This window comes from Paraburkholderia sp. RL17-337-BIB-A (assembly GCF_046025895.1).
Lineage (GTDB): Bacteria > Pseudomonadota > Gammaproteobacteria > Burkholderiales > Burkholderiaceae > Paraburkholderia > Paraburkholderia fungorum_C.
In genome coordinates this window covers 2,258,146-2,283,224 of sequence record NZ_JARESY010000002.1, presented here as the reverse complement: position 1 = coordinate 2,283,224, position 25,079 = coordinate 2,258,146, and the positions used below count along the sequence as shown (strand labels likewise).

Here is a 25,079-nt window from a genome sequence, read left to right as displayed (position 1 = left end):
CAGTACGGCAACAAGTCATGCCTGATGACCATAGCGAGTCGGTCCCACCCCTTCCCATCCCGAACAGGACCGTGAAACGACTCCACGCCGATGATAGTGCGGATTCCCGTGTGAAAGTAGGTAATCGTCAGGCTCCCCTGCAGTAACAGAAACCCCACCCCAAAAAGGTGGGGTTTCTGCGTTTACCGTGCGCAAAGGCGGGCACAGACCGGGCCTTCGCCTCCAGCCGTGCCATCACGACTGCGACGGCACGCTCACGCCGGCACTTCGCCCAGGTGGTCCATCCGTCGCAACGGCCGGATCTGGCAACATCGCGCGACAAGGCCCGATGCGCTCCCGCTGCTCCGGCGTCACTCCTTCCCGATCCGCAGTGCGTTCGCATATCCCGTCAGTTCCAGATAGGCACGTCCAACGTCCGCGCCGTCGCGGCTCACCCGCACGGCGCCTTCCCAATACACTGCGCCGGTCGACTGGCGGGAATCGAGTTCCTGGTTGTCCATCAACGGATCGAGGCGCCACGTAAGCGTGCCGGTTTTAACCGTCATCGAGACGGGATACGGCGTGTTCGTGCGTGGCGAGCGCCATGTGCGAACCGGAGCGAAATCAACCTGATCGCGGCTGAACGTCGTCACCTGGCCGTCGCGATTTCTCAGCGCTGCATGTGCCCACAGCGCGTGTCCATCGCGACTGCGGACCTTGAAAGCCATCAAGGCCGAACCGTCTGTCAAGTTGGCGCCAAGCCAATCCCATCCGACCGCGTCGGTAGCGAGCAGCGTGCTCGACCATTCATGATCGAGCCACGCCGCACCGGTAACAACTGTTTCGCCGCCCGATTTCCCGCCTGCCACAACCGGTCGAACGACGCTGCCGGTCACGCGCAATTGCGGCTCGCTGTAGTAATAGCTAGCCTGTTCGGGTCGCGGACCTTTTCGCGAGTAGCCGTGCTCACCCTGCACCAGCGGCGCTTGCGTTGGCGTCAGAGCGAGATGCAGTGCGAAGCCGTTCGCGTCGACCGTGACGTCGTAGTGGCCGTCGGCAGCACGGGTAATTTTCCATGCCTCGAGTTTGACGTCAGTATTGCCCGGCTTCGCATACACCAGCCCGAAGCCTTGGCGTGCAATGCGCTGATCATGCGCAAGGTGACCGACAGCGGGATCGCTTAACGCGGCATGGGCAATGATCAATTGCGACGGCGCGAACGCACTCGGATCGGCTGCATCATGTCCAGTTGCAGAGCGAAAGAAGGTGATCTGAAAACCAAGCGGTTGATTGTCCGGTGTAGCGAGCCAGCCCGTCGCGTACCACCATTCGGTGCGAAAAGCCGGGTGTGCGCCGGTGTCTTCCGGAAGGACGATCGGATGATCCGGCGTGACCGCTGCGAACTCGGGCGTCGCGGCGAACGCGGGTGCGACGGCCAGGAGGCCCATGCAAAACAATACAGCGCGCGCCTTGACGTTTAGCCGCTGTGCACTCGCAACACCCGCATGCGTCGACTCCTGCACCACCTTACGCGTCGACTCCTGCACCACCTTACGCGTCGCCTCCTGCACTACCTCACGCGTCGACTCCCACACCACCTCCCGCGACAATCTCCTCATCACCAATCCTCCTTCACCGCGCGCACCGCATCCACCGATACCGCGCCGCGTCCCGCCATCACCGCCGTCGAACACGACGAAGCCAGCATCACCAACGCCACTGTGCCGAGCACCGTCCATGGAACATGCAGCGACATACTCCAATGAAACGATTGCGGATTGACGACGAACACGAGGATCAGACTGATCGCGAATCCGAGAACGAAGCCCATCGCAATGCCGCAAGCGGTGAGCATTCCGCCTTCGAATGCGAGAATCGCGAGAACCTGCGAGCGGGTCACGCCCACATGTCGCAGCATGCCGAACTCACGGGCCCGCGCGAGTGTTTGCGCGGAAAACGTCGCCGCGACGCCGAACAGGCCGATTACGATCGCGACCCCCTCGAGCAGATACGTGACAGCAAAACTCCGGTCGAAGATAACCAGCGTATGCGCCCGGATGTCTCCCGGTTGCGACAGATCCAGCGACGCGCCGAAGGGCAGCGCACGCAGGCCGCTCATCACGCGTTCGACGCTCGTCCCGGGTTGAACGGTGACAGCCACATCCGTCGCGCTCGTGTCGGCGGTCAAACGCCGATAATCCGCAAGTCGTATCTGAATCGCGCCGGTCTGACGCACGTAATCACGCCATACGCCGGCCACGACGAACATGTGACTGCGTTCGCCGAGCGGCAACTGCACGCGCTGGCCAAGCTTGTACCCATACAGATCGACCATTGCTTCGGATACCCAAACAGGTGTCTCCCCGCTATGCAGTTGAGAGGGCGGCAGCACCGCGCCAGTCATCTGCAGATTCGCGCCGGGATCGGCGGCATCGACTACACGCGCGAGCACGGCGACGTCTGGCCGTGCAGGATCGAGCGTGAGATGAGAGGTGCGGGCAAACGCAGCCGTCTTGATGCCAGGCACAGCTGCCAGCAGCGTTTGTTCGTCGGGGCGCAGGCCGCCCGTATCGCCGTTCGGCGCCGCGCGAACGTACAGATCGGCCGAGAGCAGATGGCCTAACCAGTCTTCGACGGAAACGCGGAAGCTCGCCACCATGATCGCCATCGCGACGATCAGCGCAAAGCTCGACAACACGCCGCCCATTGCAATCGATGCATGGCCCGGCGCATTCGCGAGGCGCGCCAATGCCAACGTGCTCGCCGCGCCAGCGCGACGCCGCGCGCCGAACGCACGACTCGCGGCACCAAAGATCAAAGCGGTCACGCGCGGCATCAGTGCGATCCCGCCGACCAGCAGCAGCGCAACGGCCAGGTAGCCGCCGATGGGCGCATCGAACAACGGCGGCACCTGCGTGAGAGCGCCGGCAACCAATAGACATGCCAAAGCGGGCCAAGGCGTAGCGAGCCGTGCCAACGCGCCTTCTTCCGCGCCGGCTTTGAGCGCCGCTGCGGGCCGCGCACGCGCCGCTTCCAGTGCTGGGGCCAGACTGCCCAGCACCGCCACGGCAATACCGAGCGTCAGAAATAGGGCAGTCGCCAGCGGTTCGAACCCGACGTGCGGTTGCACGCCAGGAAAGTAGCCACCGCCCAGGTCGCTGCCGAAAAAGCGCAGCGCGCCGCTCGCCATTGCATAGCCGAGCACGAGTCCGGACAGCGAACCGAGCAGGCCGAGCAACGCGCCTTCCATCAGGATCTGACGTAACAACTGGCCACGCGTGAGTCCAAGCACACGCAGCATCGCGAACTGTGCACGGCGCCGCACCACACCCAGCGCCTGCGTCGAAAACACGAGGAAGGCGCCGGTGAAAAGTGCCACCAGCGCGAGCACATTCATATTGATCCGATAGGCGCGCGACAGACGATCAGTGCGGCTTTCAGCATCGCGTGGCTCGGTGATCACCCACTGGCTGCCGAGCCGCGTTTGCAAATCGCGCCTGAAGCGTTCGCGATCGATGCCGCGTTCGAGTTGCACGTCGATACGTGACAGCTTGCCCACCTTGCCGAACTTCCACTGAGCGGCGGCAATATCCATCACCGCGAGCCGCTGACCCGGCCGCGTCCTTACGAGGCCACCGGCCACGCGCAAGTGCACGATCGACGTGCCGCTTTGCAGCGCCACGTCATCGCCGATCTTCACCTTCAACCATTGTTGTGCCGCCACCGAGAGAAACACCGTATCAGCCGCGAGCGTATCGAACGGCCGCTCCGGCGATGGCACGCCGATCAGATCGGGCGCAATGAGGCTCGCCTTGAAGACGTCGATGCCGAGCACCGGCAGCGCCGCGTTCTGATCCGGCACAGTCACATCAAGAGCGAGTACAGGACTCGCCAGCGCCACACCAGGCTCAGTCGACAAACGCGGATAGATGGACTCGTCGAATCGGGGCTGTGCCGCACGCACCTGCAGATCGGCCTGGCCCGACAAGCTGCGCGCCGCGGCCGAGAATTCATTGAAAGCCGCGCTGTTGATCAATTGAACGGCGTAGCCAAGCGCGACGCCGAGCGCGATCGTTGCAATCGCAACCAGTGCGCGTCCGCGATGACTTCGCCACTCCGCGCCCAACAGCCAACGCGCGAGCATGCGATGACCTCGCATTCGCTGCAATGGGCGTGGGTCAGCGTGCATCATCGGCTGAACGCGCAGTGGATCGAGCGTCGGGGTGCGAGTCCGAAAAGGCGCTGCGTCCGGACGATGCATGCAGGCCGCCGTCGCTCAGAATCACGATTCGATCCGCCACTGCCGCAGCTGCTTCCGAGTGCGTGACCAGGATCGTGGCCGCCCCGGTTGCCTTGCTTTGCGCGCGGAACAGGCCGAGCACGTCGTGTGCGGTATCGGGATCGAGATTGCCGGTGGGTTCGTCGGCGAGAATCAGTTTCGGGCGATGCACAAGCGCTCGCGCAATGGCGACGCGTTGCAACTCGCCGCCCGACAACTGCCGCGGAAAATCATCGCCACGGCCGCTCAAGCCGACGGCCGCGAGCATGTCGAGTGCGCCGGCTGTGGGCAGCTCGTTGAGCAGCAGCGGTAGCGCGACATTCTGCGCAAGTGTCAGATGGGGTAGCACGTGAAACGCCTGGAACACGAAGCCCAGTTTTTGCCGGCGCAAACGCGTCGCGGCGTTGTCGTCCAGACGCGAGACCGGACTGCCGTCGATGATCACATCGCCGCTATCCGCGCTGTCGAGCCCTGCAATGAGATTCAGCAGCGTCGATTTGCCGACGCCGGAGTCACCCATGATCGCGACGAATTCACCCGGCGCGAGTGTGAAATCGAGGTGCGCCAGCACGATGCGGCCGGCGCCGTAGGTCTTGCTAAGCCCGCGGCACTCGAGCGCGGGGACGACACCTTCATCACGAAGCACCATGCGATATCCGATAAGTCAGGCCGGTGAGGGCGGTGTCCAACTGTGCGAAGAACCAGCGCACCGTGTGTGAGCGTCGGGCCTGTGAACCGCCGAAGTATATTCGGCTTCTGTAAGCCTCGCAGGCGCATGCCGTCATCGTCTGAAACCCATCTGAAAGCGGGCTGCCAGGCAGTCAAGTGAGTGAGTTTCAGACCGCGCGCGGACGTTTCTTTAGAGTGCCGGACCAAAAAAATTTTCTGTGCGCGGACGCGCTAAATTTTTTGCGGGGGCTCGAAATCGGCCCTCACGGCACGTTATGCACCAGCATGATCCATTCCAGTCTGATCGTCGCGTAGAAGCGTTTGTGCAAGAGTGGCTAAGCGGCCGCCATCTGCTTTCTTCTACATGCAAAAAGCATGGTGTATACCCTGCCTGAATGGGTTTGTGCATCTGCACACTTTTCGATGTTTCGCAAGGGTAGGCGTGGCTACAAGGCACTTCCGAGCGCGTTATAGCGTTGGTGCGCTGCAAAAGTTTTCTTATCTTGGTAATCTCCCACCCTTTGGCCATTCGACTGCGGGTATACGCGAGGCGGGCAGCACTGCCTCGCTGTCGATTTCAGCGAAATCCAGCCTACAGATCCATTTCAATGCTTTCGTTTTCGGAGGCGTTGATGCGGCGTTTTGTATTTCTAGTTTTCAACAGAACACATGCCATTGCCTCCGCTTCTTAGCCTACTCATCTGGATCCCTATTGTCGCCGGCCTGGTGGTTTTGCGTGCCGGATCTGACGCGGCACGTAGTCGCACGCGATGGCTCGCGCTGATCGGCGCGGTAGCGGGTTTCCTGCCGGTGATTCCGCTGGTGTCGAATTTCCGCAACGATGTGACGTCGATGCAGTTCGTTGAGAACGTCCGCTGGTCGCCCACGTTCGATATTGCGTGGCACGTGGGTGTGGATGGGATTTCGCTGTGGCTCGTCGCGTTGACCGCACTGACCACGATCATCATCGTCGTTGCCTCGTGGGAGTCGATCACCGAGCGCACTGCACAGTACTTCGGCGCCTTCCTGATGCTCTCGGGTTTCATGCAGGGCGTGTTCACGTCGATGGACGGCATGTTGTTCTTCATCTCGTTCGAAGCGACGTTGATCCCGCTGTACCTGCTGATCGGTACATGGGGCAATTCGAACCGCTCGTATGCCGCGGTGAAGTTCTTCTTCGTCTCGTTCCTCGGTTCGCTGATGATGCTGATGTCGATGCTGTATCTGTACAGCCAGACGCATAGCTTCGACCTCGCACTGTGGCGTGAAACGCATCTCGGCACCTGGCCGCAGGTCTTGATCTTCCTCGGCTTCCTTGCAGCGTTCGGCGTGAAGGTACCGATGTGGCCGCTGCATACGTGGCTGCCCGACGTCCACCTGGACGGCCCGACCGGCGCCGCCGTGATGATCGGTATGCTCAAGCTGGGCGGCTACGGGCTGCTGCGTTTCGCGCTGCCGATCGCACCGCAGGCCAGCCATTTCTTCGCGCCGATGATGATCACGCTTTCGCTCATCGCGGTGATCTATTCGAGCCTGCTGGCCCTGGTGCAGACCGACATGCGCCGCTTGCTCGCGTATTCGACGATCGCACACATGGGTCTCGTGACGCTCGGCCTGTTCGTCTTCAACCGTATCGGCCAGGCGGGCGCGATCGTGCAGATGCTGTCGTACGGCGTGGTTTCCGGTGCCATGCTGCTGTGCACGGGCATGCTTTACGACCGCACGAAGACCGCTTCGATCGCCGAGTACGGCGGCGTTGCCAACACCATGCCGCGTTTCGCCACATTCGTGATGCTGTTCTCGATGGCCAATATCGGTCTGCCGGGCACCTCGGGTTTCGTCGGCGAGTTCATGGTGTTGATGGGTACGATCCGCTTCAATTTCTGGATCGGTGCAATTGCAGCGTCCACGTTGGTGCTCAGCGCGGCCTACACGCTGTGGATGTACAAGCGCGTGATTTTCGGCGCGATTGCCAATGCACGCGTCGCGAAGCTGCAGGACCTCGGCAAGCGCGAGTTCGCGTTGCTAGGCGTGATGGCTTTGCTGGTGCTGGCCATCGGTATCCATCCGAAGCCGTTCACCGATGCTATCGACCCCTCGGTCGGTACGCTACTGGCCCAATCGGAACGAAGCGAGCATCCTTCGGACTCCGTGCCGGCTGACGGTGGCGAGCATCTGCAAGCGGCGGCACCTGCAACAGCAACCGTCGCGGCACGCACGCCGGGCTGATCGGAACGAAGCGCTGAGCAGCATTCGTTGCAAGGATGCTGCCTTTGCCGGCGCGTTCTTTCGCATCGACACACGTCTCTTCTCGAGCATGTAGGGCGGCGCAACTATTCAGATGGCGCCGCGTTTTAAGGCTTGTTTAAAGGGACTTTCGTGATCCGGCAGCTCAGCCCGGTAGTTTGCAGAACCGCATGGCAGATCCTCGCGCGCGCACAGCCGTGCGGCAACATGTCACACGGTGCTGCGACGCAATAGATCGTTGCGGAAATGAGTGTTTATATCCACTTGACTCGCCCTTATTATGCGAGCGCTTATTAATGGAGAGCGGTCCAATGACGTTCGTTGAAGACGTAAAAAAAGGGCAATGGATATGAAAGGAAAGACTCTGCGAGGGTCGATAAGTTTCCTTTCCGCCGGCCTCGTGTTGTTGCTCTCGGGTTGCAGCAACCTCGATATTCTGAATCCGAAGGGGAGCGTGGGTCTGGCCGAACGTGATCTGATCGCGACGTCCACCTGGGCCATGCTTATTGTGGTCGTTCCGGTGATCTTCCTCACGTTGCTGTTCGCGTGGCGTTATCGCGCGTCGAACAAAAGCGCTGAATACCGTCCGAAGTGGGTCCACTCGACCGGTATTGAAATCGCCATCTGGACGATTCCGACGCTGATCATTCTGTTCCTCGCCGTGCTGACGTGGAAGACCACGCACGAGCTCGATCCGTATAAACCGCTCGAGTCGCAGGTCAAGCCGATCAACGTCGAAGTCGTCGCACTCGATTGGAAGTGGCTGTTCATTTATCCCGACCTCGGTATTGCATCGGTGAATCAGCTTGCGATTCCGGTCGGCACGCCGGTGAACTTCGTGATCACCTCCGACACGGTGATGAACTCGTTCTTCATCCCGCAACTCGGTGGCCAGATCTACGCGATGGCGGGTATGCAAACGCGTCTGCATCTGATCGCGGACGAGGCCGGCAACTACGCTGGCACCTCGGCGAATTTCAGCGGCAAGGGCTTCTCGGACATGAAGTTCCGTACGCTCGCCACGTCGCCGGAAGAGTTTAACGCATGGGTTGCGAAAGTGCGCGCGTCGTCGGACACACTCAGCATGGACCGTTACCACGCGGTCTCGGCGCCGAGCGAGAAGGATCCTGTGCGCTACTTCTCGTCGGTCGATCCGAGGCTCTTTCACAACATCATTGCCCGATACAACAACGGTAACGTCATGGACAACATGAAGGACGCTAACTGTGCGCCAAAGGGTAAGGGGTAACGCATGTTCGGAAAACTCTCTCTAGACTCGATTCCGTACCACGAGCCGATCATCATGGTGACGGCTGCCGGGATCGCCATCGCCGGTGCGCTCGTTCTGGGTCTGATCACCTATTTTGGCAAGTGGCGCTACCTGTGGACCGAATGGCTCACGTCGGTCGACCACAAGAAGCTGGGCGTGATGTACATCGTGGTTGCGCTCATCATGCTGTTCCGCGGCTTCTCGGACGCGATCATGATGCGTACCCAGCTAGCGCTGTCGTATAACGCGCCAGGCTTCTTGCCGCCGCACCATTACGACCAGATCTTTACCGCGCACGGCGTCATCATGATTTTCTTCATGGCGATGACGTTCATGGTCGGCCTGATGAACATCATCGTGCCGTTGCAGATCGGTGCCCGCGACGTTGCGTTCCCGTTCCTCAACTCGTTGAGCTTCTGGATGACCGCGATCAGCGCGATCCTGATCAACATCTCGCTGGTGGTCGGTGAATTCGCGCAAACGGGCTGGCTGGCTTATCCGCCACTGTCCGAATTGCAGTTCAGTCCAGGTGTCGGGGTCGATTATTACCTGTGGAGTCTGCAGCTCTCCGGTATCGGCACGTTGCTGACTGGCGTGAACTTCTTCGCGACCATCGTCAAGATGCGCGCGCCGGGCATGACGTTCATGAAGATGCCGGTGTTCACGTGGACCGCGCTGTGCACCAACGTGCTGATCATGGCTTCGTTCCCGATCCTGACCGTCACGCTCGCGCTGCTCGGTCTGGACCGTTACCTCGGCATGCACTTCTTCACGAACGATGGCGGCGGCAACGCCATGATGTACCTGAACCTGATCTGGGCATGGGGTCACCCTGAGGTGTACATCCTGATCCTGCCGGCGTTCGGTATTTTCTCGGAAGTCGTGGCGACCTTCGCGAAGAAGCCGCTGTTCGGCTACAAGACGATGGTGTGGGCGACCTGCGCGATCATGGTGCTGTCGTTCCTCGTGTGGCTGCACCACTTCTTCACGATGGGTTCGGGCGCTGACGTCAACGCGTTCTTCGGTATCGCGACGATGGTCATTGCCATTCCGACCGGCGTGAAAGTGTTCAACTGGCTGTTCACGATCTACAAGGGCCGCCTGCAGTTCACCACGCCGATCCTGTGGACCCTCGGCTTCATGGTCACCTTCACGATCGGCGGTATGACCGGCGTGATGATGGCGATTCCGGGCGCGGACTTCGTGCTGCACAACAGCCTGTTCCTGATCGCTCACTTCCACAACGTGATTATTGGTGGCGTGCTGTTCGGCTACCTGGCCGGTTTCAACTACTGGTTCCCGAAGGCGTTCGGCTTCAAGCTGAGTGAGAAATGGGGCAAGGCGTCGTTCTGGTTCTGGCAGATCGGTTTCTGGGTTGCGTTCACGCCGCTGTACGTGCTGGGCTTCATGGGCATGACGCGTCGTCTGAATCACTATGACAATCCGGATTGGCATCCGTGGCTGCTGTTCGCGTGGGTCGGTGCTGTGCTGATTGCCATCGGTATCGTTTGCCAGGCGGTGCAACTGGTCGTCAGCATCCGCGACCGCAACCTGCCGCAAAACCGCGACGTCACGGGCGATCCGTGGGACGGTCACACGCTGGAATGGGCAACGAGCTCGCCGCCGGCCTCGTACAACTTCGCGATCCTTCCGGACGTGCGTGAACTGGACGCATTCGCTGAAATGAAGTCGCGCAAGAATCAGCCGAAGCCGGTGTATGGCGACATTCACATGCCGTCGAACACGTCCGCGGGTCTGGTGGTGGCGATGTTCTCGCTGGTGCTGGGTTTTGCCGCTGTGTGGCATATCTGGTGGCTCGCGATTATTGGTCTGGTCGGCGCGATCGGTACTGTGATCATTTACAGCTTCCAGAAGAACGAAGGCTTTTACATCCCCGCCGCCACGGTCGCGGCGATTGAAGAAAACCGTTCCGGCGCCGGTGCGCAGGTCGCGATTGAACAAAAACGCGCCGGTGCGCAGGCTGCGTTGGAGGTGGATTGATGTCAAACAACACGCTTACGGCGGACTCGCATCATCACGATGCGCATCATGCCGATCACCCGCCGTCGCATTCGGTATTCGGCTTCTGGCTGTACCTGATGACAGACTGCATCATCTTCGCGTCGCTGTTTGCGGTGTTCGCGGTGATGCAACATCAGTTCGCAGGCGGTCCGAGCGGCAAGGATCTCTTCGAGATTCCCGGCGTCGCGCTCGAAACGACGATGCTGCTGCTGAGCAGCATCACGTACGGCTTCGCGATGCTGGGCGCGCACAAGAACCGCAAGGGCGTGCTGCTGTTCTGGCTCGGCGTGACGTTTCTTCTGGGCCTCTCGTTCCTCGTGCTGGAAATGCGCGAGTTCTCGCACCTGATCGCTGAAGGCGCGGGCCCGAGCCGCAGCGCGTTCCTGTCGTCGTTTTTCACGCTGGTCGGTACGCACGGTTTGCACGTGACGTGTGGCCTGATCTGGATGGTGGTGCTCTCGATTCAGGTGATGAGTCATCGCGATCTGACAGAACGTGACATGATTCGCCTGACGTGCCTGAGCCTTTTCTGGCACTTTCTGGACGTCGTGTGGATTGGCGTCTTCACCTTTGTCTATCTTGCGAGCGTGATCTAAATGGACCATAGCCATAACGCGCACTCGACACACTCGGGTGAAAGTCACGGCAGTCTTGGCAGCTATGCGACGGGTTTTATCCTGTCGGTCATCCTGACTGTTGCGGCGTTCGGCCTTGTCATGAACGGGACTCTGACGGGCGAGAACGCATTGCTCGCTATCGCGGGTCTCGCTCTTGTGCAGATTGTCGTGCACCTGGTTTTCTTCTTGCACATGAATACGTCGTCGGCACAACGGTGGAACGTGACGGCGTTTGCTTTCACGATTCTGACCGCGGTGATCGTGGTCGGCGGTACGTTGTGGGTTATGCATAACGTCAGCATGAACATGATGTCGCGATAAGCTTTAGAAAGTTTTAGCGTGAAATAAAGCCCCGCAAGATGTAAATCTTGCGGGGCTTTTCTATTTGGCCAGTGCAATGCCGTGCTGCCGGCTGTTTTCAGGTGCCGTCGCTCAGGGGAGCGACGCGGCGCTTCGGCAGCAAGGACAGCAGGAATTTCATCGTGTAGATGACGATCAGGGTGCCGAGCAGATCTCCGACGAACATCGCGAAGAATCGGTCAACGATGTCCTGCGTATCGCCGCGCAGAAAGAACCAGATGTGATGCAGCAGTGGACTTGCCACTGAGTACGCGAGCACTAGCGCGAGCAGACGCTTCGCGGTGAGATTGGTGAGCGAAGAACGCAATCCGTAGATTTCCTGCGCGAGCCGATACACCGCGTAGGGCGCGACAGTCGCGATGATGCCGCCCACGAAAGAGCGCACCACGTCGTTCGGAAAGAAATAGAAGAAGTTGACGAGCCAGCTGGCCAGCAGCAGGCCGAGCGCGCCGTCGCCGCCGAGCAGGAGCGTTGCCAGCAATCGGATGCCTGCCGGCAAATAGATCCAGTTCACGCCACGCACGAATTCAGTGTGCGTGAAGATCTCCCGATTCGCCCAGAGCGCGATGATGAACACCGCTGCGGTGCCGACGACCGAGCAGAAATGCAAACGTAAGCTTGACATCGAGGTAGTCGGAGTAGAATTGTTGGACCCAGATTCATGAATCGCGCCATGTTAGCGCACGGCGTTTCGTTCCGCGCGCAGAGCATGCTGGCAAGAGTACCCATGACCCGTCCCGCCGACATTTACCTTCGCTTTCTGCAGTTGACCGATGCCTTGCGCGGCTTGCCCTCGCTGCCGTCGCTCGACCCGCTGGAAGAGCGCATTCTGGCGCTCGTCGCGCGGGCTGGGCAGTCGCGTGAGCGGCTCTCGGTGAGGGATATGATGGCGAAAAGCGAGCTGGGTTCGCCGGCTATGTTGCACGCGCGGTTGAAGTCGATGCGCGAGAAGGGATGGATTAGTCTTGCTGATACTGAGGACGCGCGACGTAAGCAGATCGAACTCACGCAGGCGGCGCTGCGGCATTTTGATAAGTTGTCGGAGTGTCTGGTAAAGGCGGCGAAGAGTGGGTAAGGCTTCGGACAGTACGGACTAATGCGCTCGGTTGCATCATTAAATGCTTTTGCAGCCGCTGCTGATTAGATAAGTCAATACCAGCCTTATAAACCCCCTAAGCGTATATATCGGCAAACTCGGCAAAAAGTTGAGGATTTTTTTCGGCACTCACCACGTGCCGGACTACCGCGCCAAAAATAACCTACTGAATGCTTCCTCGTGCTTGTGAAGCCGTGCGTAAACCGTTATATTTTTTATATCAAAAAAATAGAACTAGGACTTACGCAAAAAGCCGCGCCTGAACGCGGAAACGAATTGTTACGAAATGACGTATACCCGGAGCGACGCGGAGTTTCGTAATGTCGAGGACATGACGAAACATCTGAGCCGCCTGGGCTACTGCCAGTACCTGCTGACGAGCCCGACCAACTGCACGCTGACCAACTTTGCGGACCACGTCGACGGTATGAGCCACGATGCCATCAACCGGTTTTTGCGCCGCGAGCACATGACCCCGCGCCTCGTGTGGGACAACGTGCGCGCGCAGATCGTTTCGCATGACGATGGCTGCATCGTGTTCGATGACTCGGTCACCGACAAAGATTTTTCGCACAAGATCGAGCTCGTGCGGCGCCAATACAGCGGTAACGCTCACGGCCTCATCAAGGGCATTGGTGTAGTGAACTGCGTCTACGTGAACTCGCAGAGCGGCGAATACTGGATCATCGATTACCGCATCTACGATCCGGCCGGCGACGGCAAGTCCAAGCTCGATCACGTGCGCGACATGCTGACCAATGCGGTTCATCACAAGGGCCTGCCGTTTCGCCGCGTCCTGATGGATACGTGGTACGCCACGAAGGATCTGATGCTGTTCATCGAATCGCTGAGGAAGACCTACTACTGCCCGCTGCGCAGCAACCGGCTGGTCGACGACTCCGAAGGCAAATCGCCCTACCGGCATGTTGATTCGCTCCAATGGGACGCTGAAACTCTTGCGCACGGCAAGACGATCAAAATCAGGGGCTTTCCGAAACATCACAAGGTGAAGCTGTTCCGGGTCGCGGTGTCCACACACCGCACGGACTGGGTCGTGACCAACGACCTCACTCAGGACTCTTCGCCGGCGGCACAAGATGCGTGTGGCCTGCGCTGGAAGATCGAGCAGTTTCACCGCGAGCTCAAGCAGCTCACGGGCCTTCAGCGTTGCCAGTGCCGCAAGGCGCGTATCCAGCGAAACCATATCGCCAGCGCCGTGCTCGTGTGGGTCCGTCTGGCCGACATGGCGCGACAGACCAGGCGTACGCTCTATCAGGTCAAACACGAAATGCTCGATGATTTCCTCCGCCGCGAACTCAAAAATCCATCGGTCCCAATGCTTTTTGCGTAAGTCCTAAGAACCTGAGAGTAGCAGTGCGGCAAGTGCGAGAAGACCAGGACCGCCGGGGCGTCAGTGATGGCGCTTCCGGCGGCGCCGCATTTGCACGGCGAAAAAAACATCAGCGGGTTGTTAGTTCATTTCGGGTGACGCGTGAGTCTTTGTCGGAAACGCCATGACGCATGATGGATTCCATTGCGGGTCCAACGAATCGCTTTGAGCAGTGGCCGCATGCGATTGCCGCGTACTTGTTCGAGCGGCCGTGCCGCTTGCGGCGCGAGTTGATCGACCACCGCCTCCGGAGTCGTGAAAAGACGCGTGCACCAGTCCCAGTAGAGCGGGTAGTGCAGTAGTACGCCCGCGCACAACATATCCAGCGTTAGTGTTCGGTGTCGCCACGGCACGGGTGCGAGCGCGTCATGTGTCAATCCCCAACCTGCATAGAAAGGCAGGCCGTACGTGAAGACGGCTTTGCCGCGCAACAACGCGTCAAAGCCTGCGAGGGACGATAACGTGTGTACTTCGTCCGCCACGTCGACGAGCGACAGCAAGTCCGCTTCAGTGTCGACGATATCCGCGAGTTGCTGTACGTCGATCACGCCATTGCGATTGCCCGACAGAACATCCGGATGCGGTTTGTAGACCACGAACGCATCGGGACGGAGTCTGCGCACTTCGCGCAACAGCGCGTCGGCGGTGCCGATGGCGCGTGTTCCGAGGCGGATCGATGCATCATCGGACACCTGGCCGGGCACCAGTACGATCTGCTTGCCAGCAGGGGCGGTCCACGTCGGGTGACGCCGGCCGAGGTTGTACTTGGTAACGCCGAGCTTCACGACCTGATCGCGTAGCGCCGCGGCGCGTGTCAGCTCGGCGGCGCTGAATTCGGTTTCGTTGAGCAGCACGCTGAGATCGCTCGGCTGGCTCGCGTCGAAGTAGAGGCCGCGGCGGTCGATCACCTGGCTGCGCGGCGCGATCATGTCGGAGCCGAGGCCCGTCGAATGAAAGAAGCCGTCTTCTATTCTGACGCGGCGCACCTCGGGTGCAAGTCCGTCCACGCTGCGCGCGCCCCACAGTACCGCGGATTCATGCGCTCCCACCGATTGAGGTGCGTGCGTCCAGCGCAGGGCGGCGCCGCCTGCGCTGATGTACGGCGTCGCAAACGGCCGCTTCCACCACTGGAAGCGAATCCCTACCACTTGCCGCAGATCGGCGAAGCGTTGTTGTACGACTTGCTGCAATTCGATGCTGTCGAGCAGATCGTCGAGCGTGCCGGGCGCATGCGTGGCCGGATTCAGATAGCGCGCGAAACGCAGGAAAACCACATCGAATAATGCGGCGAGCGTGGGACGTGCGCTGCGGTTCGGAAAGTGCAGATCGTCGTCGGTCAATCCCCAGCCCGCGTAATAGGGCGTGCCGAATACGTGTACCGGCACGCCGGTCAGCAGCGCATGCATGCCCTCCGAAGCGCCGAGCGTATAGACGTGATCGACGTGAGGCAACGCTGCGCACAACGATTCGTGCTCGGTGAGAGTGTGGATTCCCGGTGGCATATTATCGGTTGACGCTGAAAGCCAGCGCCCGCTGCCTTTGTCATCCGATCGCGCGATCCAGAATTCGGCTTGCGGGTGGGCGGTGCGCGCGGCTTGCAGCATGCGCGTGAAAGCTTGCTGTGAGTTGCGTGTTGCTCTTGCGCCGAGTCCATGCGAGCGCGCGCGCTCGTCGATGACGAGGACACGGGTCGCGCGCCTGGTTTCGAGCAGCGCGGCGGGGCAGACGGCTTGCGGGCGACGCAGGGTCGACGCGTGGCTGCGTGCGAGCCGTTGCATCAGTCTCGCAACCTTGGGCGAAGCATCCGCGTTGCGATCGTGGTCGAGCGCGGTGGCAAGTGCTGAATTGAGTGCTTTGGCGAACGCGTCGGCGCTGGCATCGGCAATCGGCATCAAGAACCACGACAACGAGGGCGTGCCGGAGGGGCCGCGTGACCAGACCGGGCCGGGCCACGCGGCACTGGCGCGCTTGCCGCATGCATTTGCGAAGCGCAACGCGAGACGTCCGGGCCAGTGGTCAATCCACTGATGCGCCGGACGTCCGCTCAATCTGAACAGCGAGCGTGGCCCGCGCGTAATGCTGCGCAGGTCGATCGCTAGGTTCGCCGGCGGTGGCTCTTGAGCGGCGCGTTGCTTCATTTAGCGCAGCGTCTCGAGAAAGCCGTCGACGTGCTCGAAATGCTCGGCCCAGGTCGGCTCGCGAAAACGTTCGATACGGACCAATTGCGCGTCGCGCTCGGGACTATTCGCGCGCGCGTACGCCTGAATGCGCGCGAGCCAGCCGGGGCCGTCGAGCGGATCGAGATAGTCGGGAATGTCGTCGGCGATTTCATGGAAGACGTCGAGGTCGCTCGCGAGTACCGGTACTGTGAGTGCGAGTGCTTCGGCGAGCGGCATGCCGTAGCCTTCGACGAATGACGGGAACAGCAATGCCTGTGCGTGCTGCAGATAAGCGTGCAGCTGGTCATCGGAGCAGTGCGTTTCTTCTATCACGACGCCTTTGAGGCTTTCGCAGCGCTCGAGCATATCGACGACGTTTTCGCATTCCCAGCCGCGTCGGCCGATTACTACGAGCTTAGGGGCGGCCGAGCCGAGTTGTTCGACGAGACGCCGCCATACGTGCAGGATGAACCAGTGGTTCTTGCGCGGCTCGATGGTGCCGAGTATGACGAAGTAGGGGGAGGGCAGCGGACGATGTGCGAGCGGATGCTGGGTGACGCCTGAGGCGAGGCGCGCGACTACGCTCGGCGGGAGCTTGAGGCCGGCGCGCCGGGCTTCGGCCGCGAGCGAGTCCAGCGTGGCTTGCGAATTGGTGATCAGGCCGCTCGCGTGCCTGAGTGCCATGTGCATCCGGTGCCGATGAGTTGCATCGACTCCCGGGCGGCAGTACTCGGCATGGGTCAACGGGATTAGATCGTGGACCATGAATACGGGGCGAATTTCACGCTTTGTCATCGCCCGGTAATAACGGCCGAATTCCATCCCGTTGTGACTCGTATGCAACAGGATTCCGCCGAGTCTTGTTTCTCGCCAGCGAGAAATGTATGCGCGTACAACCAATGTGCGGATTGCGTTCTTGTTGCGGACAGACGAGTGAAGCCATGCAAACACTTGCTGAGAGTCTCGCTCGGCTAAAACCGTCGAAAAGCCACGTTCGCTGAGGACTGCGCGCGCATTTGCGCCGTACTTTTGAACATATGCGAGGCCGACACGATCTACGCCCGTGGGCAAAAGTCCGCCGTAAAGGCGCGTGAGGAGTCGCGTGACGTCCAGGTGGATGGTTGACACAAAGGTGCTTTTTTGTCGGATGTTGTGCGGACTCTTTTCAGTCCTTCTTGAGTATGACTTTTTTACAACGAGACATTTTACCCGAGTGCGTGAGAGAATTCGCGCTACGTTTTGTAGCGTCTTGGTAGGGCGTTAGTCGGCCGGTTGCGTGCCGAGGTATTTGTTAGTGCCGAAAACTACGCAAGGTTCTGGCGCGACGGGTAGTGGCGATCGAGGCTAGTTTCTTTTGATATCCAACTGCATCTTCGTGAGGATTAGATCTTAGGCGAGGGGGCTACCGCGATGGCGAAGAGAATTGGCAGCCTGTGTAGCCAGTTTCGTGCGTCACATGCCGATAGTGCTCACGTACTCAAGTGAGCTCGGCGGCACGTTGGCGGTTTGATTCGATGGCACAACCGGGTTAAATCTGTGTCGGCAACTTGCGCGTTGGATCGTGGCTATACATATATATCTGAGAGTGATGGAAACAAGTTATATCGGCCCAGTGGTTTCGCTGGCGTCCCAGAATGCAGAGGACAGACGCGCGTCAATGCAGCAGTGTCCGGTGGTCGTTTGGTTTACGGGCGTGTCTGGCGCCGGCAAATCAACGTTGGCAGGCATGCTTGATAAGGAGTTGAAGGCACGCGGCCTTCGCACGTACATCCTCGACGGCGACAATCTGCGGGCGGGGTTGAACAACGATCTCGACTTTTCCGATGCCAGCCGCCACGAAAGCATCAGGCGAGCCGCCGAAGTGGCGCGGTTGATGGTTGATGCGGGTATTATCGTCATTGCTTCATTCATTTCCCCGTTTCGGGCTGATCGCGATGCCGCAAGGGCGTTGTTCGCGAGTGGGCAGTTCTTCGAGGTGCACGTAGATGCGCCGTTTGAGGTCGTCGAGGCGCGGGACGTCAAAGGGTTTTATAAAAAGGCGCGAGAGGGTTCGCTTCTTCAGTTTACCGGTATTGATTCGCCGTACGAGGCGCCGATCAATCCAGAACTTTGCATTAATACGGCAGAAGTTACAGCACACGAAGCTTCGCGGGAGATTCTCGTGGCGATCGACGGGTTGACTGGTGGGCGTGAAGTGGCCGATAGTCCGTGTAGTACAGAGGCTGAATTAACTGATTTCAGTTAGGGCGGTAAATCAGGCCCTTTTGCGACTCGCGTTGCATGTGAAGCATAGTGATGCCTTGATTAACGCATTTTGAACACCGTGCGACGTGTTCTGCTTTCACGCGTAGACCAGCTATGGACAAGTCAGTCGGGTCAGTCGAGCGGGGCGAGATAGTCCGGAGTGTTGTCGGCTTTCACGACGAGTTCTTGCCCGACTGGTTTTTTTGAGGGAGTGCCGGTCGCGTTTGTGGGAAACGATCTCGCGCATGAGCGCCACGAACGGGACATCCAGGCGACACAAGGCTGCCCATGAACATCCTCGGGTACGTTGCGTGATCTGCTTTAGTGTCATGGAGTAGTTGCGCGTAGCCGCCTGACGGCGGTCGCAAGCATGGCATCTCGCAGACCGCCTTTATGCCCGGCCGGAAATCCGCACAGGCGTTGCTCGTGCCAGCTATGGGCCCAGTTGTAGACGGTCTTGTTGCTTACATCGAGTTGCAGTGCGACTTCATGGGCCTGCTGGCCGCTACCGAGTTGCAGCAGGCGCCGCTCACGGATTCGGCAGTTCTAAGAGGGATATGTCTTAGGGCTACGCTGAAAAGGTCAACGGCATTGGGCGTTCAATCGTTAGATATGCATGAAACAACAGACTCTTGCGATGGCGGCCAATCAAGGCGCCGGATTTGAACAGTACCGTCGGCCAACCAAACGCGATGTGTTCCTTGAGACGATGGAGCAGATCGTGCCGTGGGCGCAACTGTGCGAGGTTGTCGAGCCGTACTATCCGAAGGGTCAAGGCGGTCGCCCGCCAGTGGGTCTGGAGCGCATGCTGCGCATGCACTTTGTGCAGCACTGGTTCAACGTGGCCGATGAAGCGTGCGAGGAGGCGCTGCTGGATAGCACCGCATTGCGGCGATTCGTCGGGATTGACCTGGGGCGCGAGCGGGTTCCCGATGGCACGACGCTGTTGAAGTTTCGCCGGCTGCTGGAGCGCAACAAGCTCGGCGAGCAGTTGTTCTCCAAGGTCGGCGAAGTACTGCAAGGGCATGGGCTGAAGGTTGGCACCGGCACGATCGTGGATGCCACCATCATCGGTGCGCCCAGTTCCACGAAGAATGCGGACAAGGCACGAGACCCCGAAATGCATCAGACGAGGAAGGGCCAGCAGTGGTACTTCGGCATAAAGCTGCACATCGGTGTGGATAGCCAGACGGGACTGGCACACAGCGCGGTAGTGACGGCGGCAAACGTGCATGACAAGCATCCGCTGCCGGCGCTGCTGCACGGCGACGAGCGGCGTGTGTACGGTGACAGCGCCTATGCGAGCCAGAAAGAACTCATCGCCAGCAAGGCGCCGAAAGCGAAGGACTTCACCAACCAGCGTGTGCGCAATCGCAGTGGTGCAGTCGATGAAACCAGGCGCTCGAAAAACCGCAACAAGTCGAAGATTCGTGCCCGGGTCGAACACGTCTTTGCGGTGGTCAAGCGGCTGTGGGGCTTCGGCAAGGTGCGCTATCGCGGCCTCGCGAAGAACGCCACGCGTGCCTTTACTGCACTCGCGCTGGCCAACATCTACATGAGCCGCACGCGGCTGATGGCACAGGTGCGTCCATAAGCAGCCGAAATGGGTCGAGAGTCCCGCTTGCCAGGCCCTTCAGGGCCGGGAAATCGAACCAGTCGCATCGCTGATCTCACGTTCCGAAATTCAGCATCAAGCTGTCAGCGAAAACTGTGGCTTCTTCAGCGTAGCCCTAACATGTGCCCGCGTGCCCGAGTCGCGCCAGATTCCATTAATTACTGACGGGTGCATCAAATAGTGCGTGGTTGATCAAGCGGCATATCGAACATGTTTTTCCTGGAACAGGTTGCGAATCACGTGCGGCTCCTTTTGTCGACGATGCAGGTGGCTTCGGACGTCCCGGATCATTTCCTGTTTGCTGGCCGGACGGCTCTTGCCCAGCGCGTTGGTCTTCACGTCCTGATTCAGCAACTCGTCCGGGTTCAGCTCGGGGCAGTAGCCCGGCAGTCGGATCAGACGCAGGCGATCGGCGTTTTCGGCGGCGAATTTCCTGACGGCGACAGATCGGTGGACCGGATGTCCGTCGACAATCAGATAGATCTTGCGGGTAGCCTGTTTGATCATGCGCTTCATGAACTCGATGAACGTCGCGTTCGTGAACGTTCCCTCGAAGACCATGAAGCTCAGTTCGCCGCGGTTCGTGATCGCCGAGATCATGTTGCAGCCGAAGCGTTTTCCAGTCGCCCGCACCACCGGCGTCTCGCCCTTCAAGGCAAAGCTGGTCCCGCTGATGTGGTCGCTGCGCAAGCCCATTTCGTCGCCCCAGTAGATCGTCGCCTGTTCCTGCTTTGCCTCTTTCGCAATCTGCGGATAGTCTTCGTTGAGCCACCGATCGATCGCCGCGTCATTTCGCTCGTATGCTCGCCGCACCGGCTTCTGGGCACTCATGCCCCATGCCTTGAGATACCGGCCAGCCGTCCACTTCGATACCTTGGTACCGTACTCTCGCTCGATCAACTGCGCCGCCGATTCGCGGGTCCAGAGGTAGAACGGCAGCGCCAGTTGGTCTGGCATTCGCTCGACGATCAGCTTGCGGATTCGAACAGCTTGCGTATGCGTCAGGTGGCCGCTTCCCGGTCGGCGGCCGCGCTTGCCCTGCCTCAGCGCCCTCAAGCCGCCTTCTCGTGCCAGCTTCATCCAGTTGCCAACTGCGCGCAGGCTCACGCCATACGTTCGCGACGCTTCGACTCGTGTCATTCCGTCACGCACCGCCTGCACCACCATCTTCCTCAGGTGCGCCTGCGTTGCCTGATCCAGTTTTCGGGCATCAGTTTTCGTCTTCATACCCGTATAACGCGCAAGGCATTATTTGGTGCACCCGTCAGTAACTCGGGAAATCCCCCGGCTCTGCCGGGGAGGCAGTAAAAGTTTGACGTATACGGGAGCCGTCCATCGGTGAAACTCCCCTTTGTGAGCCGCCAAGCACACTAGAGGGAGAATAATGATGGACGACTTTGATAGCCTAAGCCACAGCACTCGAGAGTGCCGAATTCAGGCGTGGTTTTTCGGCTATGTGCCCAGGCGGAACATCTCGAATGTGTCGGGGTCCTGCCTTTCTGCGATGAATTTTGCGAAGAAATGGGTTTTGGCGCTATTCACGAGAAATTCGGGCAGGCATTGGCGTAGTGCGTTGGCGACGACCAACTCCGATGGAGGGATGCCGGGGCGGATAGTGCGCAGCCAGGATCCAAAGGAACTCCAGACCTGTGAAGGGAACACCGCTGCCAGGTAGTGAAGCAGTCCCTGACAGACGATGCCAGCGTGCATAAAGACGTGGTACGCGTGGATCTTGCGCTTGACGGCGTTGCGGTACTCGAGTGACTCGCGATGAAGGTATTGATCGCCGTTTCGGCGGGCGAGCGGCTTCATGTCCTGCATCCAGAAGTGGTACGCGAATGTGCCGATCCGATGCACCGCCTGTTTGAAGCTGTACTCGATCTTGAAGCGCAATCCATACAGGCGGATGATCTCGACGGCATCCAGACTGAGGTCGGTGCACATCAGCAGACACGAACCCCTGCTTGGGTGAGTCACTGCCACGAAGCGAACCAGCCGACCGTACGCCGGCCACAGCAGATCGCAGACCCGATAGTGAATGGTGACATTGTGCTCGCCATAGACCGGACTGGGGGCCGATCGCAAGGCCTGGGGATCAGCCAGTAGCGATTTGAGTTTGATCTTCTCACCGTAGCGCCTGGGGCGCCCCCGTTTGCGCGGTCCCTGCTGCACGTACGGGGCACAGGCGACTGCATTGGACTTCACGCGTGTGACCAGGTGGTTGTCCCGATCGCGCAGGCCTTTGACGATCTTGCCAGCAGCGTAGTAGGCATCGGCCACGAAGTAGAACGGCTGCTGCACCGAGACGATGCCCAGCAGCGAGATCATCTTGTCGAGCAAGGTACGCCGATCACGGTTGGACCACACCAGACCTTCGTGAATACGCACGGCCAGCGGTACGGCGAAGACGCTCTGGGCGGCCCGCACAAGCATACTGACCGCCTGCATCGAGTGCCCCATGATGTATTCTGGCTTGGTGTTTGAGTCGGACTGTTGATGCAGCAGCTTGACGCCGGGCATCTTCCTGCCGCTCTTGGCCAATCGCGGTAGGAATGCCCGTTACCGGACACCCCCCGCACATACATGGACGCCCCCGGTTTGCCAAGCTTTCAATCCGTGACGACTAGAAGGTAAAGATTGCACTCATACATCCGGACTTTAGGTGCGGCGTTGCCGCTGTCCCTGATGGAATCCGCTGGCCAAGTTCTCAATAGATCCGTGGGCTCGCGGCACGCTGTGCGGGTCAGATTTTCTTGGCCACGGTCTTACCAGTTTTGCCATCACTTCATGATTACCTGAGCAATCGATAGAGCGGGTCTGCTACGGGGTTACGTTGACTTCTTCGAGCGCCCGGACTAAGCGAGCGCTCCAGCCGTCGCATAGTCCGAGCGGAACTCGCGGTCACCGGACAACAAGGCCCAGATAATTCGCGCATTCTTGTTCGCCAGTGCTACGGCTGCCACATTGGTGTTGCGCCGCTTAAGTAGCCGATTCAACCAGCCTTCAACGGGCTCCTTCTTTCTCTGCAACGCGTAAATCACCGAGCGTGCTCCCTGGATCAGTAGCGTCCGCAGATATGAATCCCTTCTCTTACTCATCCCTAGCAGCACCGTCTTGCCGCCAGTTGAGTTTTGCTTGGGCACTAGCCCGAGCCAGGCGCTTACCTGTCGGCCGTTCTTGAAACTCTTGGCATCGCCAATAGACGCCACCATTGCACTCGCCGTAATTGGCCCTATGCCGGGCATCTTGGCCAACTTGCGGCTGTCGTCGTTCGTACGATGCCAGGCAACGATCTCACTCTCGATCTCACGAACCTGTTGATCGAACCCCTTCAACTGCTCCAGGAGACGTTGCACAAGCAGACGGAACGAGCCCGGCAATTCATTGCTGGCATCCTCAATTAGCTCCGGCACGTTCTTGGCAATGTTGACAATGCCCAGCGGAATCACGAGTCCGAATTCGGCAAGCAGTCCACGGATCTGATTGGCTTGCGCTGTCCGTGCCTTCATGAATCCTTGACGAACCCGATGCAACGCCAGCACTCCTTGTTGCTCGATGTTCTTGATCGGCACAAACCGCATGTTTGGTCGGCCAACCGCTTCGCAGATGGCCTCCGCGTCAGCCGCGTCGTTTTTGTTCGTTTTCACGTAGGGTTTGACAAACTGCGGCGCCATCAACCTCACTTCGTGACCAAAACCGCGCAACTTACGAGCCCAATGGTGGGCGCTCCCGCAAGCTTCCATACCGATCACACACCGCGGGATGTTGGCAAAAAAGACAGCGACCTGGTTACGCTTGAGTTGCTTCCTCAGCACGGTCTTTCCATGCTCATTGACGCCATGTACCTGAAATACATTTTTGGCCAAATCGATACCAACGGTCGTGATCTTCATTGCCGGACGCTCCTCTTGGTTAGTAAAGTGGTTTCAGCAACACCTGCACTCCACTATGGCACATTGAAGCTGCTGGTTTTGGGGTGGGGGCGTCCATACCAATAGATTCCAGCGAGCCCAATTCGGGCACTGGGCTCCTACCTCGGGTTTCTGACGGCAAATCTCTGGTCCGGCCACGGGTGTAGTATGCGAGGACGCGGGAGCCATGTATCTGCGATGTGCGCCATCCGCTCCGACGACGTTCGGTCCTTTTGGCTGCGCCGCCGCAGCGCGCGCATCCAGAGGGCCGTGACGTGGTGGCGGAAGGTGCTAAGCGCGCGGAAGTTCGAGGGCACCGCATGATAGGCAAAGTAGCCCTGAACCACCCCGCTTGAGCCATTTCCCCTGCTCTGGAATCGGTTCATGCATACGCCTCCGTAGATCGCTCTTGGTCTGCCTGAGCTTCGCCCGCACGCGATCTCCACGGGTCTTCCGCTGCAGCGGGAAGGCACCGCGGCGTGAGCGCCCGCAGATAAAGATAAAACCCAGGAAGGCGAAAGTCTCCGGCCGTCCAAGGCCCCGCCGCTTTCGCCTGTCCGCTGCATAGCGGCCAAACTCCAGCAGCCTCGTCTTGTCCGGGTGCAGCGTAAGCGCGAACTTCTCCAGCCTCGTTCGCATCGCGTCCCAGAAGCGCCTCGCGTCGGCTTCATGCTCAAAGCCGACCACGATATCATCCGCGTACCGCGAGATGATTACGTTGCCTTTGGCTTCCAGCCGTCGCCATCGTTGAGCCCAGAGATCAAAAGCGTAGTGCAGGTACACGTTCGCGAGCAGCGGCGACGCCACTGCCCCCTGGGGTGTACCGGTGTCACTGACGCTCAGCTCTCCATCTTCCAGAACACCCGCCTCGAGCCACTTGCGCACAAGGCGGATGATGCGCTGGTCGCCGATCCGGTGCTCCATAAAACGGATCAGCCATTCGTGGCTCAGTCCGTCAAAGAAGTTCCGTATATCTGCGTCCAGAATCCAGTTCACCTGGGTACTGGTGATGGCCGTTGACAACGCATCCATCGCATCATGCTGACTGCGCCCGGGCCGGAACCCGTACGAGAAGCCGAGAAAATCTTCTTCGTAGATACGTCGCTACTACGGCGGAGTCTGACTTCTCCCGTCCGTTCATCATCGGCTACGGCTCCTCGCCTTGCCGACGCGGACCTGCCCATGTTGCGACAGGCCAGACGAGAGATTTCCCGGTTCCCG

Annotated in this window: 19 protein-coding genes and 1 rRNA gene; 10 read left to right on the top strand and 10 right to left on the bottom strand. The window is 59.7% G+C overall.

What is annotated here, in order from left to right:
• Window positions 1-20 precede the first annotated feature (20 nt).
• Window positions 21-133, top strand: a 5S ribosomal RNA gene (gene rrf / locus P0D84_RS30910).
• 217 nt (window positions 134-350) lie between these two features.
• Here the strand turns inward: rrf and P0D84_RS30905 are convergent.
• The 3 genes from P0D84_RS30905 to P0D84_RS30895 form a co-directional block, all read right to left on the bottom strand.
• Window positions 351-1,427, bottom strand: a complete 1,077-nt coding sequence (locus tag P0D84_RS30905; RefSeq protein ID WP_408346176.1) for a lipocalin-like domain-containing protein — start codon at window positions 1,425-1,427, stop codon at window positions 351-353.
• A gap of 170 nt (window positions 1,428-1,597) precedes the next feature.
• Window positions 1,598-4,171 carry an FtsX-like permease family protein gene (locus P0D84_RS30900; RefSeq protein ID WP_408342907.1) on the bottom strand — a complete coding sequence of 858 codons (2,574 nt, stop codon included), beginning with the start codon at window positions 4,169-4,171 and terminating at the stop codon, window positions 1,598-1,600.
• Window positions 4,158-4,907: an ABC transporter ATP-binding protein gene (locus P0D84_RS30895; protein WP_408342905.1), complete on the bottom strand. Its 750-nt coding sequence runs from the start codon at window positions 4,905-4,907 to the stop codon at window positions 4,158-4,160. The genes P0D84_RS30900 and P0D84_RS30895 overlap by 14 nt, the downstream gene beginning before the upstream one ends.
• A gap of 689 nt (window positions 4,908-5,596) precedes the next feature.
• Between P0D84_RS30895 and P0D84_RS30890 the strand changes: the two genes are divergently transcribed.
• From P0D84_RS30890 to cyoD, 5 genes are all read left to right on the top strand, one after another.
• On the top strand, window positions 5,597-7,156 hold the full coding sequence (locus P0D84_RS30890) for an NADH-quinone oxidoreductase subunit M (protein ID WP_408342903.1): 1,560 nt from the start codon (window positions 5,597-5,599) through the stop codon (window positions 7,154-7,156).
• Window positions 7,157-7,523: 367 nt separating this feature from the next.
• Window positions 7,524-8,423: a ubiquinol oxidase subunit II gene (cyoA, locus tag P0D84_RS30885; RefSeq protein ID WP_408342901.1), complete on the top strand. Its 900-nt coding sequence runs from the start codon at window positions 7,524-7,526 to the stop codon at window positions 8,421-8,423.
• A gap of 3 nt (window positions 8,424-8,426) precedes the next feature.
• Window positions 8,427-10,445 carry a cytochrome o ubiquinol oxidase subunit I gene (cyoB, locus tag P0D84_RS30880; protein ID WP_408342899.1) on the top strand — a complete coding sequence of 673 codons (2,019 nt, stop codon included), beginning with the start codon at window positions 8,427-8,429 and terminating at the stop codon, window positions 10,443-10,445.
• Window positions 10,445-11,062: a cytochrome o ubiquinol oxidase subunit III gene (gene cyoC / locus P0D84_RS30875; protein WP_408342897.1), complete on the top strand. Its 618-nt coding sequence runs from the start codon at window positions 10,445-10,447 to the stop codon at window positions 11,060-11,062. Before cyoB ends, cyoC begins: the two co-directional genes overlap by 1 nt.
• Complete coding sequence (cyoD, locus tag P0D84_RS30870) at window positions 11,063-11,404, top strand: cytochrome o ubiquinol oxidase subunit IV (protein ID WP_408342895.1); 342 nt, start codon at window positions 11,063-11,065, stop codon at window positions 11,402-11,404. It abuts the gene before it with no gap.
• Between the two features lie 97 nt (window positions 11,405-11,501).
• On the opposite strand, the gene P0D84_RS30865 is transcribed toward cyoD, so the two are convergent.
• The gene (locus tag P0D84_RS30865) at window positions 11,502-12,068 is read right to left on the bottom strand and encodes a hypothetical protein (protein ID WP_408342893.1); all 567 of its coding nucleotides are present in this window, start codon (window positions 12,066-12,068) and stop codon (window positions 11,502-11,504) included.
• Between the two features lie 102 nt (window positions 12,069-12,170).
• Between P0D84_RS30865 and P0D84_RS30860 the strand changes: the two genes are divergently transcribed.
• Both P0D84_RS30860 and P0D84_RS30855 read left to right on the top strand, forming a co-directional pair.
• Window positions 12,171-12,518, top strand: a complete 348-nt coding sequence (locus P0D84_RS30860; RefSeq protein ID WP_408342891.1) for a winged helix-turn-helix domain-containing protein — start codon at window positions 12,171-12,173, stop codon at window positions 12,516-12,518.
• Window positions 12,519-12,870: 352 nt separating this feature from the next.
• Window positions 12,871-13,890: an IS701 family transposase gene (locus P0D84_RS30855; protein ID WP_408346155.1), complete on the top strand. Its 1,020-nt coding sequence runs from the start codon at window positions 12,871-12,873 to the stop codon at window positions 13,888-13,890.
• A 125-nt stretch (window positions 13,891-14,015) separates the two neighbouring features.
• On the opposite strand, the gene P0D84_RS30850 is transcribed toward P0D84_RS30855, so the two are convergent.
• Entirely contained in the window at window positions 14,016-16,067 is a 2,052-nt protein-coding gene (locus P0D84_RS30850) for a capsule polysaccharide biogenesis protein (protein ID WP_408342889.1), read from the bottom strand.
• The gene (locus P0D84_RS30845; RefSeq protein ID WP_408342887.1) at window positions 16,068-17,216 is read right to left on the bottom strand and encodes a glycosyltransferase family 4 protein; all 1,149 of its coding nucleotides are present in this window, start codon (window positions 17,214-17,216) and stop codon (window positions 16,068-16,070) included.
• A gap of 460 nt (window positions 17,217-17,676) precedes the next feature.
• Here P0D84_RS30845 and cysC point away from each other — a divergent pair, with 460 nt between their 5' ends.
• Window positions 17,677-18,333, top strand: a complete 657-nt coding sequence (gene cysC / locus P0D84_RS30840) for an adenylyl-sulfate kinase (RefSeq protein ID WP_408342885.1) — start codon at window positions 17,677-17,679, stop codon at window positions 18,331-18,333.
• Window positions 18,334-18,948: 615 nt separating this feature from the next.
• Window positions 18,949-19,926, top strand: a complete 978-nt coding sequence (locus P0D84_RS30835; protein WP_408342883.1) for an IS5 family transposase — start codon at window positions 18,949-18,951, stop codon at window positions 19,924-19,926.
• 213 nt (window positions 19,927-20,139) lie between these two features.
• Here P0D84_RS30835 and P0D84_RS30830 read toward each other — a convergent pair whose 3' ends face one another.
• From P0D84_RS30830 to P0D84_RS30815, 4 genes are all read right to left on the bottom strand, one after another.
• Complete coding sequence (locus P0D84_RS30830; RefSeq protein WP_408342881.1) at window positions 20,140-21,174, bottom strand: IS630 family transposase; 1,035 nt, start codon at window positions 21,172-21,174, stop codon at window positions 20,140-20,142.
• A gap of 225 nt (window positions 21,175-21,399) precedes the next feature.
• Window positions 21,400-22,488, bottom strand: coding sequence for a transposase (locus P0D84_RS30825; RefSeq protein WP_408342879.1), 1,089 nt, complete (start codon window positions 22,486-22,488; stop codon window positions 21,400-21,402).
• A gap of 314 nt (window positions 22,489-22,802) precedes the next feature.
• The gene (locus P0D84_RS30820; RefSeq protein WP_408342877.1) at window positions 22,803-23,840 is read right to left on the bottom strand and encodes an IS110 family RNA-guided transposase; all 1,038 of its coding nucleotides are present in this window, start codon (window positions 23,838-23,840) and stop codon (window positions 22,803-22,805) included.
• Between the two features lie 309 nt (window positions 23,841-24,149).
• The gene (locus P0D84_RS30815) at window positions 24,150-24,890 is read right to left on the bottom strand and encodes a reverse transcriptase domain-containing protein (protein WP_459252219.1); all 741 of its coding nucleotides are present in this window, start codon (window positions 24,888-24,890) and stop codon (window positions 24,150-24,152) included.
• Window positions 24,891-25,079 lie beyond the last annotated feature (189 nt).